This is a genomic window from Luteimonas pelagia, assembly GCF_054776035.1.
In genome coordinates, this window is sequence record NZ_BAAHCG010000002.1 from 455,735 (window position 1) to 471,140 (window position 15,406).

Below are 15,406 nucleotides of genomic sequence, written 5' to 3' on the forward strand. Positions count from 1 at the left end.
CGATGCGCCTGGAGGCGGAGCCGGCATTCGTCCTTCATGCGCGGCCCTGGCGCGAGACCAGCGTGCTGGTCGAGGCGCTGACCGCGACCCACGGACGGGTCGGGCTGCTCGCGCGCGGTGTGCGGGGCCCGAAGTCGCAACCGTTGCGTGCGGCCCTCCAGCCGATGCAGCGCGTGCGCATCGATGCCGTGCAGCGCGGCGAACTCGCGCAGCTGCGCGCGGCCGAGGCACTGGACGCCGCGCCGCGCCTGGCCGGCGACGCGATGCTCGCGGCCTTCTACGTCAACGAACTCGTGCTGCGGCTGGCGCCAAGGCTGGATCCGCAGCCCGAGCTGTTCGATGCCTATGGTCGGATGCGCGATCGTCTCGGTGGCGCCGGGCCGTTGGCGTGGACGCTGCGCCGCTTCGAGCGCGACCTGCTCGACGCGCTCGGTTTCGGCTTCGATTTCTCTGTCGACGGCGACGGCGTGGCGATCGACCCGGCGGCGCGCTACCGGCTGGAGCCGGAGCATGGCCCCCGCCGGCTGCTGGGCGACCGCGGCCACGCGGACCGGGCATCGGCGGCGACCGGCAGCGCCCTGCTCGCGCTGGCACGGGACGAACCGCCCGACGGCGGCGAGCTGGCCGGCCTGCGCCGCGCGCTGCGCCCGGTGATCGCGCACCACCTCGGTGGCCGCGGCCTCAAGTCCTGGGACCTGCTGGACGCGCTGTCACGTCCCGGCGCCCGCGTCCACGACTGACCTGATCGCACGCATGACGCGGTCGTAGGCGTGCGGGCAGTCGCGCGCCACGCGGAACCGGTCGATGCACGCCGCCAGGTGCGTGGCCCCGACGAACGCGCAGCTCGCGGCCAGACGATGCAGTTCCGCATCGAGTGCCGTCGCGTCCCCGGCGCGGAACGCGTCCGAGAGCCGGCAGGCCTCCTGCGGAAGCGAGGCGAGGAAACGCTTGCGCAGCGTGGCGACGCGGGTGGGCTCCCCGCCCAGCGCGGCGACCGAGGCCGGCGCGCACCAGGGGGCAAGATGGTCGGCCTCGTACGGCGGCGACGGATCGGCGATGGCGGACGGGAGGTGCCTGCACACCGCCGCCCGCCATTCGCGGACGCCGAGGGGCTTCACCACGACGTCGGCGAAGCCTGCGCGGCGCAGCTCCATGTGCAGCGCCGGGTCGGGCGACGCGGTGTGCGCGATCGCCGGGACGTCCGGGCGGCCGTCGCGCAACCCGCGCAGCAGCGACGCGCCGGAACCGTCGGGGAGATGGGCGTCGAGCAACCAGAGGCGGTCGGTCCCGCGTGACGCCGCGTCGTGGGCTTCGGCCGCGCTGGCCGCGATCCGTACGGGCACACCCAGCGGCTCGAGCGCCGCCGCGAGGAAGGCCGCGCTGGTCGGGTCGTCCTCGACCAGCAGCAGCCCGGGTTTCATCGGGTGCTCGCGTTCCATCGCTATCCTGCCGCCCATGTCGCGTCCTGCCCGGCCGATCCTAACCGCGTTGCTGGTGGCGTGCGCCCTCGCGGGCCCGCCCGGGCCGGTGGCCGCGCGCACGCTCGAGGCGCGGATCGCACGCGTGGACTCCACCGTGGCGCGGCTGGCGGACGTGCGCGTGCGGCTCGACTGGCCCGCGCGCGCCAGCGAGGGCCGCCTGCGCCTGCAGGCGGCCCGGCTCGAGGCGGAGGGCCTCGGCTACGCATTCCGTGACGTCACCTGGCAGTGCGTCGCCCGGCGCGACGGCGAGGGCGGATGGACCTGCGACGGCGACATCGCCGGGCCGACGGGCGATCCGATGCGCCTGTCCGTCGCACTGGGACGCGAACGCACGCAGGCGCGGCTGTCGCGCGGCGGCGCGGGCATCGCGTTGCAGCGACGGACCGCGGCACCGTCGCTGACCGCGATCGACCTGGTCGACGTGCCCGCGGCGTGGGCGCAGGCACTCGTCACGCGTGCATGGGCGGCCCCGGTGATCGGCGACGGGCGCCTGGACGCGCGGCTGCAGGTCGATGCGTCGGGCGAGGCCGTGCGCGTGGACGGGGACCTGGCGGTGCGCGACCTCGCCTTCGACACGCCCGACGCCACCATCGCGGGGCAGGGCCTGGCGGGGCGGTTCGCGCTCGACTGGCGCAAGCAGGGCGATCGCACCGACGTCGAGCTCGACGGCCGCGTGCTGGGCGGCGAGTTCCTGGCCGGTCGCACGTACGTCGCGCTCGATGCACCCGCAGGCGTCCGGCTGCAGGCGGTCGGCGATGCCGGCCGGGGATGGACGCTCCCGGCGTTCGCTTGGCGGGACGACGAGGGCCTGGTCGCCGAGGGCAGCGCCGCCTTCGATCCGGACGCCACGCTGCGCGACCTGCACGCACGCTTCCGCTCGCCGGATGCCGGCGTCCTGGCGCGCCGCTACCTGAGCGGCTGGCTGGCACCCCTCGGGCTCGGCGCGATGGACGCGTCCGGTGCGCTGGACGGCGAGGTGGTCGTGTCCGGAACGGTCCTGTCGTCGGCGACGCTCGCGTTCCACGGCGTCGACCTCGCCGACGTACGCGACGGCGCGGAGGCGCCTCGCGTCGCACTGGCCGACCTGGAGGGAACGCTGCGCTTCACCGGCGGCGCGACGCCGGTCGACAGCCGCCTGCAATGGGGGGGCGGCGCCCTGTACGGCCTGCCGTTCGGCGCGTCCGAGTTCGCCTTCCGGAGCGTCGACGGCGTGCTGGGCCTGCAGTCGCCCGCGTCGATCCCGGCGTTCGAAGGCGCCATGCGGATCGATTCGCTCGAGCTGCGCCCACCGCGCGGCGGCGCCCCGCTGGCGTTGCGGTTCGGCCTGGCGCTCGACGCGCTCGACATCGGGCGCCTGTCCGATGCGCTCGGCTGGCCCGACTTCCAGGGCACGCTCAGCGGCCGGATCCCGTCCGCGCGCTACGCCGGCGACCGGCTCGACTTCGACGGCGGCCTCGACATCGAACTGTTCGGGGGGCGCGTGCGGGTGTCCGAACTTGCGATGGAACGCCCGTTCGGCAGCGCACCGTCGCTGTCCGCGGACCTGGCGATCGACGACCTCGACCTGCAGTCGCTGACCGGCGTGTTCGGCTTCGGCAGCATCAGCGGCAGGCTCGACGGCCGCATCGACGACCTGCGCCTGGTCGACTGGCGCGCGACGGCGTTCGATGCGCACCTGCATACCGACCCCACGCCCGGCGTCCGCCAGCGCATCAGCCAGCGCGCCGTCCAGAACATCTCCAGCGTCGGCGACGCGTCGTTCGCCACCAGCCTGCAGGGGCGGCTGATCGCGATCTTCGACGACTTCGGCTACAGCGCGATCGGGATCCGCTGCCGGCTGCGCAACCAGGTGTGCGAAATGGGCGGCCTGCGTTCAGGCGGCGACACCTTTACTATCGTCGCGGGCGCCGGGCTGCCCCGCCTGACCGTCGTGGGCCACAACAGGCTGGTCGATTGGCCGGTGCTGGTGGAGCGGCTCGCCGCGGTCGGCAAGGGCGACGTGAGGCCGGTCATCGACTGACGGCGGCGCGCGCGACATCACGGACGGACAACCGCCACGAGGAGGCTCGAGATGACACGCTGGTTCGGAATGCCGGTCGCCGCCGCGCTGCTGCTGGGCGCGTGCGTGACCATCAACGTCTACTTCCCCGCGGCCGAGGCTCGCGAGGCGGCCCGCCAGTTCGTCGACGACGTGATCGGCGAGGACGGCCAGGTGCCGCCCCCGGCCGACGAGGGCGACGGCGGCATGGCCTTCCGCCTGCCGGCCATCGACCCGCTGATGCTGGTCGGCATCGCGCCCGCGCACGCGCAGTCGCGACCCGACATCACCATCGAGACGCCGAGCATCCAGGCGCTCAAGTCGAAGATGGCGGCGCGCTTCGATTCGACGCTGCGCGCGCATTTCGATTCCGGCGCGCTGGGCTTCACCCGCGACGGGCTCGTGGTGGTGCGTGACGCCGGCAAGGTCGGCCTGGCACAGCGGGTCGCCGTGAACGAGGCGGTGGCCGCGGACAACCGCGACCGCCGCGCGGTGTACCGCGAGGTGGCGGTCGCCAACGGGCACCCAGAGTGGGAAGGGCAGATCCGCGAGGTCTTCGCCACCCAGTGGATCGCCCGGGCGCGCAGCGGCTGGTGGTACCAGGACGCGGGCGGCGGCTGGAAACAGAAATAGCCTGCCTGGTCCCGCAGCCTTCGACGGCCCGCTTCGGCGGGCCGTCGCCGTTCCGGGCTTTCTGCGAAAATGCGCGGCTGCCCGCAGCGAAGAGTCGCCAGCCACGTGGCCCGCATCGACCAGACGCCCTTCGAGATCGACATCGCCGACCTGAGCCATGACGGCCGGGGCGTGGCGCGCCGCCCGCCCGAGCACAAGGATCCCGGCAAGACGGTGTTCGTCGCGGGGGCGCTGCCGGGCGAGCGGGTCGTAGCGGTCCAGTCGGCCCGGTCGCGCAGCTTCGACGAGGCGCGCACCGTCGAGGTGCTCCGCGCATCCCCGGACCGCGTCCAGCCCCGCTGCCCCCATTTCGGCACCTGCGGCGGCTGCACGCTGCAGCACCTGGCCGAGGACCGCCAGATCCACGCGAAGGAACGCGTGCTGCTCGAGAACCTCGAGCGGATCGGCAAGGTGGCCGCGGGGCGCGTGCTGCCGCCGCTGGTCGACGCGGCGTGGGGCTACCGGCGCAAGGGCCGCTTCTCGGTGCGTCGCGTGGAGAAGAAGGACCGCACCCTGGTCGGCTTCCGCGAGGCGGACCCGCGGTTCGTCGCGGACCTGCGCGAATGCCACACCGCGATCCCCGGCGTCGGGTTCCGCATCGAAGCGCTCTCGACGCTGGTCGACGGGCTGGACGCGCGCCGCGCGATCCCGCAGATCGAGTTCATCGCCGGCGACCCGCAACCGGACTTCGACGGCATTGCGCTGACGTTCCGGCACCTCGAGCCGTTGTCGGAACGCGACCGCGCGGCGCTGGTGGACTTCGCGCGGAAGGAGCGGGTCGCGATCTTCCTGCAGCCTGGCGGCCTCGACTCGGTGCACCCGCTGTGGCCGGACGCACCGTCGCTGGCGTTCCGGCTGCCGCCTTGGGACATCACGTTCGGGTTCCGTCCCCTCGACTTCATCCAGGTCAACGCGGGCCTGAACCTGAAGATGATCGAGCGCACGCTCGAACTGCTGGCGCCGTCGCCGGGGTCGCGCGTGCTCGACCTGTTCTGCGGGCTGGGCAACTTCACCCTCCCATTGGCGCGCGTGGCGGGCGACGTGGTCGGTGTCGAGGGCGACGCGGGCCTGGTGGCGCGTGCGAGGGAGAACGCGACGCGCAATGCGCTGGGCAACGTCGCCTTCCACGCGGCGGACTTGGCCACCGACCTGCGCGGCGAGCCGTGGATGCGGACGGGCAAGGGCGGGGGCGGCTTCGACCGGCTGCTGCTCGACCCGCCGCGTTCGGGCGCCATCGAGGTGCTGAAGCAGCTGCCGTTGGAGGGCGTGGAGCGGATCGTCTACGTCAGCTGCCACCCGGGATCGCTGGCGCGCGACGCCGGCCACCTCGTCCACGAACGCGGCTGGTCGCTGGCCGCGGCGGGCGTGATGGACATGTTCCCGCACACGGCGCACGTGGAGTCGATCGCGCTGTTCGACCGACGCTGAACCGCGCGCGCGGCCGATGCGCCGCGCGCGGCCCGGCCCGCTGCAGGGACCGGCGGTCCGGGGCACAATGCGCGGCCGGGCGCGCCGCGCCGGACCGCAGGACCTGGACCATGCTCGTGATCGGCGTCGCCGGCACCGAACTGACCCCGCAGGAGCGCGACTGGCTCGCGCACGACGCCTGTGCCGGCGTCATCCTGTTCACCCGCAACTTCGCCTCGCGCGCGCAGGTCGCCGAACTGTCGCAGGCGATCCGCGAGGCCGCGCCGCGCCCGCAACTCGTGTGCGTGGACCAGGAGGGCGGGCGCGTCCAGCGCTTCCGCGACGGTTTCAGCGACCTTCCGCCGCTGGAGGCGTTCGGGCGCGAGTACGCCCACGATCCGCGTTCGGCACTGGAGCGCGCCGAGCGCCACGCCTGGCTGATGGCCAGCGAAGTGCGCGCGAGCGGCGTCGACCTGAGCTTCGCGCCCGTGGTCGACCTCGGCCGGGGCAACCGCGCGATCGGCGACCGCGCCTTTTCAGCCGAACCGGCCGTCGTCGCCGAGTTCACCCGCGCATACGTCCGTGGCATGCACGCCGCGGGCATGGCGGCCACGCTCAAGCACTTCCCCGGGCACGGGTCGGTCCTGGAGGACACGCATTTCGACGACGCGGTGGACGACCGGCCGCTCGAGGCGATCCGCGCCGACGACCTGGTGCCCTTCGCAGCCGGCATCGATGCCGGTGCCGACGCGGTGATGATGGCGCACGTCCTCTATCCGCAGGTGGCGCCGGAACCGGCCGGCTATTCGCCGCGCTGGATCCGCGACATCCTGCGCGACGCGATGGGTTTCCGTGGCGTGGTGTTCTCCGACGACATCGGCATGGCGGCCGCCTTCTCCGCCGGCGGCATCAAGTCGCGCATCGACGCGCATCTTGATGCGGGTTGCGACGTCGTGCTGGTCTGCCATCCGGAACTGGTCGACGAGTCCCTCGCGGCGGTCGAGGGGCGCACCCTCGAGACCGCGGCGGTCGCGAACCTGCTGGCGCGCGGGCCGATGGCGTGGGACGGCCTGCTGGCCGACGCGCGCTACGACGCCGCACGGCGCGACGTCCTCGGTGGCGGCGAGGTCGCATGAGCGCGACCACGCCCCGACTGGAGGATGCGCTCGGGAACGCCGATCGACTGCTCGACCGGGAGGCCGTCGAAGCCGCGATCGACGCGATGGCCGACCCGATCGCACGCGACCATGCCGGCGCCGTGCCGGTGTTCCTGACCGTGATGCACGGCGGCCTGCCGTTCGCCGCGCGGCTGGCGATGGCGCTGGGCGCCCGCGGCCTGGACCTCGCGTTCGACTACCTCCACGCGACCCGCTACCGCGGTGAGACACGGGGCGGCACGCTCGACTGGCGCCACCGGCCGGCCACGCCGCTGGCGGGGCGTCGCGTGCTGCTGGTGGACGACATCGTGGACGAAGGACACACCCTGCTCGGTGTGCGGGAGTGGTGCCGTGGCGAAGGCGCGTCGGATGTCCGGATCGCGGCGATGTGCGTGAAGCGCCATGACCGCTGCGTGCCCGGGCTGGCCGCCGACTACGCCGGATTCGACGTGCCCGACCGCTACGTCTTCGGCTACGGCATGGACTTCCACGAGCAGGGGCGGAACCTGCCCGGGATCTACGCCCTGCGCGACTGAACGGAGCGGCTCCGATGGCGGAACCAGGTGGCATCGACCTCGCGGTCATCGGCGGCACCGGCGTGTACGCGCTGGCCGAACTCGAGGGCGCGACGTCGCATGAAGGCCCGACGCGCTACGGGGTCCCGTCGGGCCCGGTGCGGCTGGGCACCCTCGAGGGCCGTCGGGTGGCCTTCCTCGCCCGCCATGGCGAGGGCCACGCGATCCCGCCGCACCGGATCAACTACCGGGCGAACCTCGCGGCACTGGCCGGCCTCGGCGCGCGGCGCGTGCTCGCGTTGAACACGGTCGGCGGCATCACCGATGCCTGGGCACCGCGCGTGCTGGGCTGCCCGGACCAGCTCGTCGACTACACGTGGGGCCGGATCTCGACGCTGTGCGAGGAGCCCGGCACCGAGGTGCTGCACGTCGACTTCGGCGAGCCGTACACCCCGTCGCTGCGCCGGGCGGTCCTCGATGCCGCGCGTGGTGCGGGCGTCGACGTCGTCGATGGCGGCTGCTACGGGGCGACGCAGGGACCGCGGCTGGAGACCCGGGCCGAGATCGCCCGCATGCGCCGCGACGGCTGCGACCTGGTCGGCATGACCGGCATGCCCGAGGCGGCGCTGGCCAGGGAGCTCGGCCTGGACTACGCGTGCCTGGCGATCGTGGCCAACTGGGCGGCGGGGGCGGGCCCGGATCCGGACGAGGTGATCACCCTCGACGACGTGCTCGCCAACGTGCGCGCGGCGTCCGCCGGCCTTCCGGGCCTGTTGCGCGCCCTCGTGGCGGCGGCCTGATCGCGGGGCGCGCGTCTCGACACCCCCTTGCACAAGCTGAATGGCGCGGCATACTCGCGCTTGCGCGCGCCCCAGGCGCGCGCGGCATCCGTATCCAGACGAGGTCAGAAGGTCATGCAGTACGGCACCGTGAAGTGGTTCAACGACGCCAAGGGCTTCGGGTTCATCGCGCCGGAAGACGGCAGCGCGGACGTGTTCGTGCACTACACCGCGATCAACGCACAGGGGTTCCGCAGCCTCCAGGAAGGCCAGCGGGTCAGCTACGAGGTGGTCCAGGGCCCGAAGGGCGCGCAGGCCGCCGGCGTCGCGCCCGCCGCCTGAGCGCCGATCGATCTTTCGAAGCCCCGCGCATGCGGGGCTTTTTTTTGCATGCGGCGTTCATCCGCGCCGCGGCATCCTCGATGCCCTCGTGGTCGCGGGAGTGCAGGATGCGGATCGATCGACCCGGGCGTGCATGGCGCGCCGCGCGTCCCCTGGCGTGGACGCTGGCCGCGGCAGGCCTCGTGACCCTGCCCGCGTGCGCGCAGGCGCCCGAGACCGGGCCACGGCCGACCGCGGCGCCCGACACGCAACGGGTGGCCGACAGCGGGGCGGGGGATGCCGCGACAGCCGCGGCGCCGCCGGCCGCGCCCGAAGCCGTGGCCCCCACCGCGGCCGAGGCCGAACAGTTCGAGCAGTGCCGCCAGCGCCTGCGTGGCGCCGCCGTGGCCGACGGCATCGACGCGGCGCTGTTCGACCGGCACGTGGGCCCGGTCGTCCCGGACATGGGCGTGCTCGCGCTTCTGGACAGGCAGCCGGAATTCAGCACGCCGATCTGGGACTACCTCGCCGGCCTGGTCGACGAGGAGCGCGTCGCCGACGGCAAGGCGATGCTCGCCGCGCACGCCGATACCCTGCGCCGGGTCGAGGCGACCTACGGCGTCGATCCCGCCACCGTCGTGGCGGTGTGGGGCGTGGAGAGCGACTACGGCGAAGTGTCGGGCCGGCGACCGCTGTTGCAGTCGCTGACCACGCTGTCGTGCTTCGGCCGGCGGCAGGACTTCTTCCGCGGCGAACTGCTCGCCACGCTCGCCATCCTGCAGCGCAACGACGTGGCCGCCGACGACCTGCGCGGCTCGTGGGCCGGCGCGTTCGGCCACACGCAGTTCATGCCATCGACCTACCGGCGCATCGCGGTGGACTTCGACGGCGACGGGCGGCGCGACCTCGTCGGCAGCATCCCGGACGCGCTCGCGTCCACCGCCAACTACCTGGACAAGTCCGGCTGGCGAACGGGCCAGCCGTGGGGCTACGAGGTCAGGCTGCCGGACGGCTTCGATGCCTCGCTCGCCGGGCGCACGAACCGCCGGGCGCTGTCCGACTGGCAGGCGCGCGGCGTCGCGCGCATCGACGGCCAGCCGTTCGGCATGCCGGGCGACACGCGCGCGGCGGTCCTGCGTCCCGCGGGGCAGGGCGGCCCGGCGTTCCTCGTGTTCCGTAATTTCGACGCGATCTACAGCTACAACGCCGCTGAAAGCTACGCGCTGGCGATCGCACACCTGTCCGACCGCCTGCGCGGCGGCGGCCCGTTCGTGCAGGCGTGGCCGACGGACGACCCGGGCCTGTCGCGCGCGCAACGGCGCGAACTGCAGACGCTGCTGGTCGCACGCGGCCACGACATCGGCGAGGTCGACGGCATCATCGGCAGCAGCAGCCGGGCCGCGATCCGGATCGAACAGGCACGCCTGGGCCACGATCCCGCGGACGGCCGCGGCGGGCTGCGCATCCTCGAAGCGCTGCGCGCCGCCCGCTAGCCGCGCCTGCCGTCGTCGCCGGCGACAAGCCAGTCTGCGACGGCCGCCGGGTTGCGCATCCACGCGAAGTGGTCGGCCGCCGCGCCAAGCTCGCGGTGGTCGAACACGCGCACCTCGCGCGGACTGCGCGGCAACTTGCCCAGCAGGAAATCGAGCGACCCGCGCGGGGCCAGCCAGTCGCCTTCGAACAGGACCGCGCGCACGTCGACCGACACATCGCGCATCCCGGCCTCGATGTCGTGCGCGATGCCGTCCACCGCGTACCGGCCGCCGAGCCCGGTGCGCGCCCAGTCCCGCATCACCCCGCGCGCCTCCTGCCCGCCGAACCCGATCCGCCGGCCGGGCAGGGCACCCGTGCGATCGGCGAGCCAGGGCAGGAACCGGTAGACGGGTGGCAGCCACCAGCGATTGCGCCTCGGGAACGCGCGGAAGTACGGCGCTCCGCTGGCCACGAGCCACAACGCGTCCGCCGCGCCGGGCGCGAGGCCCAGGCGGCAACAGGCCAGTTGCCCGCCAAGGCTGTGCCCGCCGAGCCCGCGGCGCACCCCGGGCACCGCGTCGTGCAACGCGGCCTCGCTCGCGGGCAGGTCCTGCAGCAGCAGCGTGCGATAGCCCCAGTCGCATGTCCGTCCGGCGCGCAGGCTGCTCGTCCCGTGCCCGCGCCACTCGTGCACGAAGACCGCCACCCCATGCGAGGCCAATGCGTCCGCGAACGGCAGGTAGTGCCGCGCCGCCACGCCCAGCGCCGGCAACCACAACAGCGACGCTTCCACGGACTCGGGCACCCGGCCCACGACCTGCCACCGGTGCCCGTCGCCACCCGCGACATCCAGCACGCGCTCCACCACGCGCATCAACGCCGCCCTGCCGCCCCGAATGCGTCCAGCACCACGACCGGCCCGAGCCCCGGCCGCCGCCCGAGCCGCAGTGCCTCGGCCACGAAGCCGGTCGCCGCCTCCACCGCATCCCGCGTCGACCGCCCGAGGCACAGGTTCGCCGCGATCGCCGCCGCCAGCGTGCACCCCGTCCCGTGCCCCTCGACCGCCATCCGTGGATGGCGGAAGGCCACCACCCCGTCCCGATCGACGAACCGGTCGACGACCTCCGCCCCCTCGTCCAGGTGCCCGCCCTTGAGCAGCACCGCCGCCGCCCCGAGCCCATGCAGCCCACGCAGCGCGGCCTCGGCCCCGGCACCGCCCGGGATCGCACGCCCCAGCAACAGTTCCGCCTCTGGAACGTTCGGCGTCGCCACGGTCGCCAGCGGCAGCAACCGCGACCGCAACGCATGCAACGCATCGTCCGCGAGCAACTTCGCCCCCGACGTCGCCACCATCACCGGATCCAGGACCACGTGCGCCGGCCGATGCGCCTCGAGCGCATCCGCCACCGCCCCGATCACCTCCGCCGTCGCCAGCATCCCGAGCTTCACCGCGCCGACCCGGAAGTCCGCGAAGCACGCATCCACCTGCGCCCGCAGGAACTCGACCGGCGGCACGTGCACCGCCGTGACCCCGCGCGTGTGCTGCGCCGTCAGCGCCGCGATCGCCGACAACCCGTGCACCCCGTGCGCCGCGAACGCCTTCAGGTCCGCCTGGATCCCCGCGCCACCGCCCGAGTCGGACCCGGCGATGGTGAGCGCGCAAAGGGGGCGGTGGTCGTCAGTCATGGAACTCGCGCATCTGGAGGGGGTGGGTGGGTACCGCATCGCGGGACCGTTGGCGGCAAGGATGCCGCCAACGAGCCTACATGGACGTATTCACGGCGTGTCCCGTGATGCGGTACCCGCCCATCTCGCCCGCGCAAGCGAACTGTCTGACGCGTGCTGCCGGCCCAGCGAGCCGTCAGAGCACTTCCGACGCGTAATCCGCCAACCGCGACCGCTCGCCCCGCCGCAACGTCACGTGCGCACTGTGCGACCACGACTTGAACCGGTCCACTGCGTACGTCAGGCCCGAGGTCGTCTCGGTCAGGTAGGGCGTGTCGATCTGCTCCACGTTGCCCAGGCACACGATCTTCGTCCCCGGACCCGCACGCGTGACCAGCGTCTTCATCTGCTTCGGCGACAGGTTCTGCGCCTCGTCCAGGATCAGGTACCGGTTGAGGAACGTGCGACCGCGCATGAAGTTCATCGACCGGATCTTGATCCGGCTCGCCAGCAGGTCGTTGGTTGCCGCCCGGCCCCAGCTCCCGCCCTCCTGGTTGTGCGTCAGCACCTCCAGGTTGTCGGTGAGCGCGCCCATCCACGGCGTCATCTTCTCCTCCTCCGTGCCGGGCAGGAAGCCGATGTCCTCGCCGACGCTCACCGTCGCGCGCGTCATGATGATCTCCCGGTAGCGCTGCTGGTCCATCGTCTGCGCCAGCCCCGCGGCCAGCGCCAGCAGCGTCTTGCCCGTGCCCGCGGTGCCGAGCAGCGTGACGAAGTCCACCTCCGGGTCCATCAGCGCGTTGAGCGCGAAGTTCTGCTCCCGGTTGCGCGCCGTGATGCCCCAGACCGCGTGCTGGCTGGTCCGGTAGTCGTCGATGATCTGCAGCGTGACCGTGTCCCCGTCGACCCGCGCGACCCGGAGCTCGGACTCCTCGTCGCCCGGCAGGTAGAGGAACTGGTTCGGATACCAGTCGTCGTCCGGACCGGCGTCGGCCTGGATGGAATAGAAGGTGCGGCCCTTCTCCGTCCACGACTTGAGGCCCTTGCCGTAGCGCTGCCAGAAGTCCTCCGGCAGGGCCGTGGCGCCGGTGTAGAGCAGGCTGAAGTCGTCCAGCGCCCGGTCGTTCTCGTAGTCCTCCGAATCGATGCCCGCGATCGACGCCTTGATCCGCAGGTTGATGTCCTTGGAGACGAACACGACCGGCGCGCCCGGATCGGCTTCCTTCAACGCCAGGATCGCGCCCAGGATCGCGTTGTCCGGCACCACCGCGCCGAACCGCTTGCCCGCGTCGAAGTCGCCGGTCTGGAAGCGCAGGACGCCCGCGCTCTCCGGTCCCCGCATCTGCAGCCCCTGGGGCCGCGCCAGCCGCAGGCCGGACGCGATCCGCTGCGGCCCCTGCGCCTCGACCAGTTCGTTGATGAAGCGGCTCACCTGCCGCGCGTTGCGGGCGGCTTCCGACGTGCCCTTCTTGCCGTTGTCGAGTTCCTCGATCACCTGCATCGGCAGGAAGACGTCGTGCTCCTCGAACTTGAACAACGCCGTCGGGTCGTGCATGAGCACGTTGGTGTCGAGGACGTAGATGCGCTTGCTTCGCGTCATGCTTGGCTTCCGGTCGGACAGCGGCGGGCCACCGCGGCCTGCGGGGCAGGGCGGTGGAGAGGGTGGTTCGTCGGGGTGGTCACTGGGCCTGCGCGGCCTTCAGCGCGTCGAGGACGGCCTGGGCGTGTCCGGGGACCTTCACGCCACGCCATTCCTGGCGGAGGCGGCCCTCCGGGTCGAGCAGGAACGTGCTGCGCTCGATGCCCACGTACTCGCGGCCATAGAGCTTCTTCGGCTTGATCACGTCGAACGCGCGGCACAGCGCCTCGTCCTGGTCGCTCACGAGTTCGAACTTGAACCCCTGCTTCGCGCAGAAGTTCTGGTGGGTCTTCAGCGAATCCCGCGACACGCCGAGCACTTCGGCGCCGAGCTTCCGGAACTTCGGCAGCAACGCGTTGAAGTCGTTGCCCTCGGTGGTGCAGCCGGGGGTGTTGTCCTTCGGGTAGAAGTACAGCACCAGCCACTTGCCCGTGTAATCGGAAAGCCTGGCCGTTTCACCGCCCGACAGGGCGAGCGGAAGCTTGAGCGTCGTCTTGGGCAGCGGCTTTCCGGGCGTGGGCATCGGGGTCGGCGGGTCTCCGTGGGCGGGCGCCTCAGAACTTCATCGGATCCATGATCGCGTCGAGGTTCAGGTGGTCGCAGAACTCGAGGAAATCGTCGCGCAGCGCGGCGATGTGCATGTCGGACGGGATGCCGACGGTCACCTGCGCGGAGAACATGTCCGCGCCGGTCTGCATCGCGCGGTAGCGCGAGCAGTGCAGGCTCTCGATCGTGATGCCCTGGCGGTCGAAGAAGTCGGCCAGCTGGAAGAGGATCCCCGGCTTGTCGGCCGCGACCACTTCCACGATGTAGGGCAGCAGGTTCGACTGCACCGGCTTGGGGCCGGTGCGGTACCAGTTGAGCTTCAGGCCCTCCTCGCGCTCCAGGCGCGAGAGCATCGCCTCCAGCTTGGCGACCGCGTCCCACGACCCGGTCGCCAGCGCCGACACCGAGACGTCGCGCCCCACCGTGGCCAGCCGGGTGTCGACCAGGTTGCACCCGCTGTCGGCGATCCGGCGGCTCACCGACAGCAGCGGCGACTGCGGATGCGTCGTGTAGGCGTTGATCAGCAGGTAGTTCTCGGTCGGCGGTTGCCGGGGCGCGGTGTCGGTCAAGGCGTGGTTTCGCGGGACTGCAGGCGGGAACCCGCGGCGGCGCCGGGGCGCAGCCAGCATACTGGCCGGCGCGCGCGCGCCGCAAGCAAGCCGGGGCGGCTGCACGCATGCGTCGGGGTGGATCCCGCGGGCTGGTGGCGCATGGCGCGCTCCCGTACCATCCCGAGGCTCCCGACCCCACGACGAGGCACCCGTGCCCGAGCCCAGGCAGACCCCGAGGCTGGCGGGGAGCATCACCGCCCTGGCCACTCCGTTCGACCGCGAAGGCCGCCTCGACGAAGGCGCGTGGATGCGCCTGCTCGACGCGCAACTCGACGCGGGCACGCAGGCGCTGGTCGTCGCCGGTTCCACGGGCGAGGCGGCCGCGCTGTTCGACATCGAGTTCGACCTGGTCCTCCGCCGCGCGGTGGAACGCGCCGCCGGGCGCGTGCCGGTGCTGGCGGGGACGGGCCTGTCGAACACCGCGAAGACGATCGAGCGCACGCGACGCGCGGCCGCGCTCGGGGCCGACGCCGCGCTGGTGGTCACGCCACCGTACGTGCGCCCGACGCAGGCCGGCCTGGTCGCCCACTACACCGCCGTCGCCGACGACGGGGCGCTTCCCGTGGTCCTCTACAACGTGCCCGGCCGGACCGGCTGCGACATGTCGCCCGAGACCGTCGCCACGCTCGCGCGCCACGAGCGCATCGTCGCGGTGAAGGAGGCGGTCGACGATCCGGCGCGCATGCAGGCGCTGCTCGCGCTGCGCGGCGACGGCTTCACCGTGCTCAGCGGCGACGACCCGACCGCCTGCCGCGCGATGCTCGCCGGTGCGGACGGCGTGGTGTCCGTCGCCTCGAACATCCTGCCGCGCGCGTTCCGCCGGTTGTGCGACCTCGCGCGCCGCGGCGCGTCGGACGAGGCCGGCGCGCTGGATGCCTCGATGCGCGATGTCGTCGCCTTCATGGGCGTCGAGCCCAATCCCGTTCCGGTCAAGGCCATCCTGCAGCGCCAGGGCATCGGCCAAGGCCTGCGCCTGCCGTTGCTGCCCCTGTCGGCCGCGCACCACGCCGACGCGGACCGCTTCGCGGCTGACGTCGCCGAGATCGAGGCACGCTTCCCCGCCCGGGCCGACGCCTGAGCCCCACCACCCACGGAGATCCTC

At 72.9% G+C, this 15,406-nt stretch carries 16 protein-coding genes; 10 read left to right on the forward strand and 6 right to left on the reverse strand.

Going from position 1 to position 15,406, the window contains the following annotated elements; translation table 11 throughout:
• Positions 1-2 precede the first annotated feature (2 nt).
• Entirely contained in the window at positions 3-740 is a 738-nt protein-coding gene (gene recO / locus ACYU7H_RS07345; RefSeq protein ID WP_460813534.1) for a DNA repair protein RecO, read from the forward strand.
• Here recO and ACYU7H_RS07350 read toward each other — a convergent pair.
• On the reverse strand, positions 711-1,457 hold the full coding sequence (locus ACYU7H_RS07350; RefSeq protein WP_460813535.1) for a response regulator: 747 nt from the start codon (positions 1,455-1,457) through the stop codon (positions 711-713). The two genes, recO and ACYU7H_RS07350, sit on opposite strands and share 30 nt — an antisense overlap.
• Here ACYU7H_RS07350 and ACYU7H_RS07355 point away from each other — a divergent pair.
• The 8 genes from ACYU7H_RS07355 (at position 1,456) to ACYU7H_RS07390 (ending at position 9,863) form a co-directional block, all read left to right on the forward strand.
• A complete protein-coding gene (locus ACYU7H_RS07355; RefSeq protein WP_460813536.1) occupies positions 1,456-3,501 on the forward strand; it encodes a translocation/assembly module TamB domain-containing protein in 2,046 nt (681 codons plus the stop codon). The genes ACYU7H_RS07350 and ACYU7H_RS07355 overlap by 2 nt on opposite strands.
• A gap of 51 nt (positions 3,502-3,552) precedes the next feature.
• Entirely contained in the window at positions 3,553-4,152 is a 600-nt protein-coding gene (locus tag ACYU7H_RS07360; RefSeq protein WP_460813538.1) for a YdbL family probable chaperone protein, read from the forward strand.
• A 69-nt stretch (positions 4,153-4,221) separates the two neighbouring features.
• A complete protein-coding gene (rlmD, locus tag ACYU7H_RS07365) occupies positions 4,222-5,619 on the forward strand; it encodes a 23S rRNA (uracil(1939)-C(5))-methyltransferase RlmD (protein WP_460813539.1) in 1,398 nt (465 codons plus the stop codon).
• Positions 5,620-5,729: 110 nt separating this feature from the next.
• Positions 5,730-6,734, forward strand: coding sequence for a beta-N-acetylhexosaminidase (gene nagZ, locus ACYU7H_RS07370; RefSeq protein WP_460813540.1), 1,005 nt, complete (start codon positions 5,730-5,732; stop codon positions 6,732-6,734).
• A complete protein-coding gene (locus tag ACYU7H_RS07375) occupies positions 6,731-7,291 on the forward strand; it encodes a hypoxanthine-guanine phosphoribosyltransferase (protein ID WP_460813542.1) in 561 nt (186 codons plus the stop codon). The genes nagZ and ACYU7H_RS07375 overlap by 4 nt, the downstream gene beginning before the upstream one ends.
• A gap of 14 nt (positions 7,292-7,305) precedes the next feature.
• Positions 7,306-8,070: an S-methyl-5'-thioinosine phosphorylase gene (locus ACYU7H_RS07380; protein ID WP_460813543.1), complete on the forward strand. Its 765-nt coding sequence runs from the start codon at positions 7,306-7,308 to the stop codon at positions 8,068-8,070.
• A gap of 114 nt (positions 8,071-8,184) precedes the next feature.
• The gene (locus ACYU7H_RS07385; RefSeq protein ID WP_460813544.1) at positions 8,185-8,391 is read left to right on the forward strand and encodes a cold-shock protein; all 207 of its coding nucleotides are present in this window, start codon (positions 8,185-8,187) and stop codon (positions 8,389-8,391) included.
• Positions 8,392-8,498: 107 nt separating this feature from the next.
• Positions 8,499-9,863 (forward strand): lytic murein transglycosylase, encoded by a 1,365-nt coding sequence (locus ACYU7H_RS07390; RefSeq protein ID WP_460813545.1) that lies wholly within the window; start codon positions 8,499-8,501, stop codon positions 9,861-9,863.
• Here ACYU7H_RS07390 and ACYU7H_RS07395 read toward each other — a convergent pair.
• The 5 genes from ACYU7H_RS07395 to ACYU7H_RS07415 all read right to left on the reverse strand — a co-directional run bounded on the left by ACYU7H_RS07395 (position 9,860) and on the right by ACYU7H_RS07415 (position 14,322).
• On the reverse strand, positions 9,860-10,717 hold the full coding sequence (locus tag ACYU7H_RS07395) for an alpha/beta hydrolase family protein (RefSeq protein ID WP_460813547.1): 858 nt from the start codon (positions 10,715-10,717) through the stop codon (positions 9,860-9,862). The two genes, ACYU7H_RS07390 and ACYU7H_RS07395, sit on opposite strands and share 4 nt — an antisense overlap.
• The gene (gene thiD / locus ACYU7H_RS07400; protein ID WP_460813548.1) at positions 10,717-11,529 is read right to left on the reverse strand and encodes a bifunctional hydroxymethylpyrimidine kinase/phosphomethylpyrimidine kinase; all 813 of its coding nucleotides are present in this window, start codon (positions 11,527-11,529) and stop codon (positions 10,717-10,719) included. The genes ACYU7H_RS07395 and thiD overlap by 1 nt, the downstream gene beginning before the upstream one ends.
• Before the next feature lie 175 nt (positions 11,530-11,704).
• Positions 11,705-13,108 carry a PhoH family protein gene (locus ACYU7H_RS07405; protein ID WP_460813549.1) on the reverse strand — a complete coding sequence of 468 codons (1,404 nt, stop codon included), beginning with the start codon at positions 13,106-13,108 and terminating at the stop codon, positions 11,705-11,707.
• A gap of 79 nt (positions 13,109-13,187) precedes the next feature.
• Positions 13,188-13,670, reverse strand: coding sequence for a peroxiredoxin (locus ACYU7H_RS07410; protein ID WP_460813551.1), 483 nt, complete (start codon positions 13,668-13,670; stop codon positions 13,188-13,190).
• Positions 13,671-13,701: 31 nt separating this feature from the next.
• Positions 13,702-14,322, reverse strand: a complete 621-nt coding sequence (locus ACYU7H_RS07415) for a glycine cleavage system transcriptional repressor (protein WP_460813552.1) — start codon at positions 14,320-14,322, stop codon at positions 13,702-13,704.
• Between the two features lie 133 nt (positions 14,323-14,455).
• On the opposite strand from ACYU7H_RS07415, the gene dapA reads away from it, so the two are divergent.
• Positions 14,456-15,382: a 4-hydroxy-tetrahydrodipicolinate synthase gene (gene dapA / locus ACYU7H_RS07420; protein ID WP_460813553.1), complete on the forward strand. Its 927-nt coding sequence runs from the start codon at positions 14,456-14,458 to the stop codon at positions 15,380-15,382.
• Positions 15,383-15,406 lie beyond the last annotated feature (24 nt).